Origin of the sequence: Bacteroides sp. D1, from assembly GCF_000157095.2 — a bacterium.
GTDB classification, from domain to species: Bacteria; Bacteroidota; Bacteroidia; order Bacteroidales; family Bacteroidaceae; genus Bacteroides; species Bacteroides xylanisolvens.
In genome coordinates, this window is record NZ_JH114336.1 from 14,071 (window position 1) to 17,160 (window position 3,090).

Here is a 3,090-nt window from a genome sequence, read left to right on the forward strand (position 1 = left end):
ATTAGGAAATCAGTATTTTCTAGATTGGAAAATGAGAATTTCCAATATGGAAAATGCCCTATATTGTGTATCAAGTACTTAACTTATTCTATTTCTTCTATTCTTAATATACCCCCAAAACAGCACAAAATCAGTCACTTAAAAATCATCGGTCGGGGAGCGCCCAGCGGCAAGGGGCGGGACCACCCGTCCCGACGAGCGCCACACCATAAACTTTTTTTAGAATAAGCACACAACCGTTTTCCGAACCCTGCAAAATTTCTTCCGAATCCGAACGACGTAACACTCCATTGAGAGAGGCTGCCGTTTGGTCGCTCCCCCTTTGGGGGCGGGGGGGGGTTACATACCCATACCGAAACCTCTGCTTCTGGTGATTTGCTTGAGTAGGTCTTTCCCCTCTTCCATAGCTTTTGATATGTTTGGGAAATGATGCCTTAAAGCCTCCAGTTGTTCGGAATTGAACAAGTCTTTCATCTTACCAAGTTCTTTTTTCAATTCCTTGGTTTCGGTCTTTAGTTCTTGGTTCTCCGTCCTTAATCGGTTACTGGTTGTCCTTGCGTTGTCCATTTGTTGTCTATAATACTCCTTGTCATTCTCGGCTTTGAATGCCTTTGTGCCGTTTTGCTCTTTTTCAAGTATAGCCTTTCCCAGTCTATCGGATAGCTGTTCATTTTCCCCCTCTAAAGCCTTTACTTTGGCTTTTAAGGCATCCTTTTCCCTATCGTTGACTGTTTTTCCAATCAAGCCGTAAAACTTCTCTGAAGCCTTAGAAATGAGTTTTTGGACGTTCTTCTTTGTTTCAATGGAACGTAGTTCTTTCTGAAGCTGAAGAAGCTGGTTTTGTACGTCCTTGTGTTTGTCTAATGCACTGGATATATCGTTTGATAGTTCCTGAAGCTGTTCTTTCGCACATTCGGTCTTGTACTGCATAGCCGATAAGTGTTTGCGGTCAGAAGAAACGCCACGTTCCATGCCCAGTGTTTCAGATGCTATGGTTTGGAGTTCTGCCATGTCATCACGCGATAAACGCACACTTTTCCCATTCGGCTGCGTCCAATCGAAAACTACATGGGCATGAAGGTTAGGTGTCCATTGCTTTGCGTTCATGTATCCTTCGTCCTTGTGTATATGGATTTGAAATGCTTCGATACCGAAACGTTCTTTGCAGACCGTGGCAAACTGCTGGAGTTCCTGCATGGTGGTTTCTTGTTTGATTACTATTACTCCCTCTCGTATGGGTGCGGCTTTAGCCTGCATCTTCTGCCCAACCGTATCGAGATATCTTTGTTTCGCACTTTCCAGCCGATGGGAGATGCTATCTCCAACCCAGCTTTCATTCAAATGACTAAGTTCGGGACGAACATAGTCCAACTCTTTTTCCCTAAAGTTGTGAATCTCACTCCCCGGCTTCACTGCTTGTACATGAATACTTGTTGCTCCCATAAGTTAACATTTTTGTGACAATCGATAACAGCCGGTGACAGCCGGCTGACAGGGGGTTAAGGGGGCTTGTCCCCTTACACACGCACCCTTTAGGGTGCTAGTGTGCTATCACCATACTGCATAGGTGCGAAGTTAGCAAATGTTCTGTAAATGCACAAATAAAGGGGAAAACATTTGGATTTGCGACAATAAAGTACTACCTTTGTTGCTGACCAAACGGTAGCCGACCGATACGGGAGAGTTACCAAAATACAAGCCGCTGGAGTTAATTGACGGACATCCGACATCTCCAGCGGCTTTATTTTTGCCTATCTGCTTCGTCTAGGCATACCAGTACCTCTACTAAAAATGTACTTCAAAGATACTTATTTTCTACCGACTTGATAGTTTTTACCCCATATTCTTGGACATTTTTCCCCCATGAGGTTATCTTTGTAGGGTGAAAGAGAAACCCATAAACGGGGATAGATTGAATGCTGGGAAGCATAAACAATCGGGGTAAGGTTAGCGAACCTTGCCTTTCATCCCCCATTATAACTTTACATAGAGGAACTTTATCTATCCCCCCCCCCCGCCCCCAAAGGGGGAGCGACCAAACGGCAGCTTCACTCAATGGAGTGTTACTGTTCATCAAAGCCAAGTGATAATTGTCGTTTCTCTGCTTCTTCTTTCTTTTGGGCAGCTAAAGTCTTTTTCCGAACGTATGTTTTAGCAAATGTCACTCGGTCACCATTGAATACTATCAGAGGATTAATAAACCAAAGATTATCGGCTGGTCCTCGGGCTATGATTTCAGCTTTTACAAGTTCTGCAAGTCCTTTATAAACGGCTTTGTCTGTTTTGTATTTGGTATATTCTAGGCATTTTTTTCTATTGAAGATGATTAAATCATTTTTGGGTTTCATGCAGGTCATAAAGTAACCAAAAACCCGAATAGCTGCTTGTGATAGGTCAAAGAATGCAGCAAAGTTAGAAAGATACAATTTAGTGAATTGTTCTTCATCTACTTCTATTTGACGGATAAACGAAGTCTTAAACACTTCTCCAGTTTCAGTGTCGGCTAAAGCTACTACGGCTCTCTTATCGCCACCACTATTACTCTTATACTTTTTAACAACATGATTTTCAATACCTTCTATAGCTTGTTTCATAAAAGGATTTTCTTCGTTCTTTTGAAAATCGGTTAACTTAACTGCTTTTTTATTTTCCATTTTGATGTGTTTTTGGGAAATATTATTCTCCACAAAGTAAACTATTATTTTCCATAAAAACAATATTAAGGGAAATATTATTTTCCTGTTTAGTATTATATTAGGAAATCAGTATTTTCTAGATTGGAAAATGAGAATTTCCAATATGGAAAATGCCCTATATTGTGTATCAAGTACTTAACTTATTCTATTTCTTCTATTCTTAATATACCCCCAAAACAGCACAAAATCAGTCACTTAAAAATCATCGGTCGGGGAGCGCCCAGCGGCAAGGGGCGGGACCACCCGTCCCGACGAGCGCCACACCATAAACTTTTTTTAGAATAAGCACACAACCGTTTTCCGAACCCTGCAAAATTTCTTCCGAATCCGAACGACGTAACACTCCATTGAGAGAGGCTGCCGTTTGGTCGCTCCCCCTTTGGGGGCGGGGGGG

Annotated in this window: 2 protein-coding genes; both read right to left on the reverse strand. The window is 42.1% G+C overall.

The features are described 5' to 3' along the window. Positions 1 to 339: 339 nt before the first annotated feature. Positions 340 to 1,443, reverse strand: coding sequence for a plasmid recombination protein (locus BSAG_RS15900; protein ID WP_007219893.1), 1,104 nt, complete (start codon positions 1,441 to 1,443; stop codon positions 340 to 342). A gap of 620 nt (positions 1,444 to 2,063) precedes the next feature. Further along, positions 2,064 to 2,654, reverse strand: coding sequence for a replication/maintenance protein RepL (locus BSAG_RS15895; RefSeq protein WP_004295513.1), 591 nt, complete (start codon positions 2,652 to 2,654; stop codon positions 2,064 to 2,066). Positions 2,655 to 3,090 lie beyond the last annotated feature (436 nt).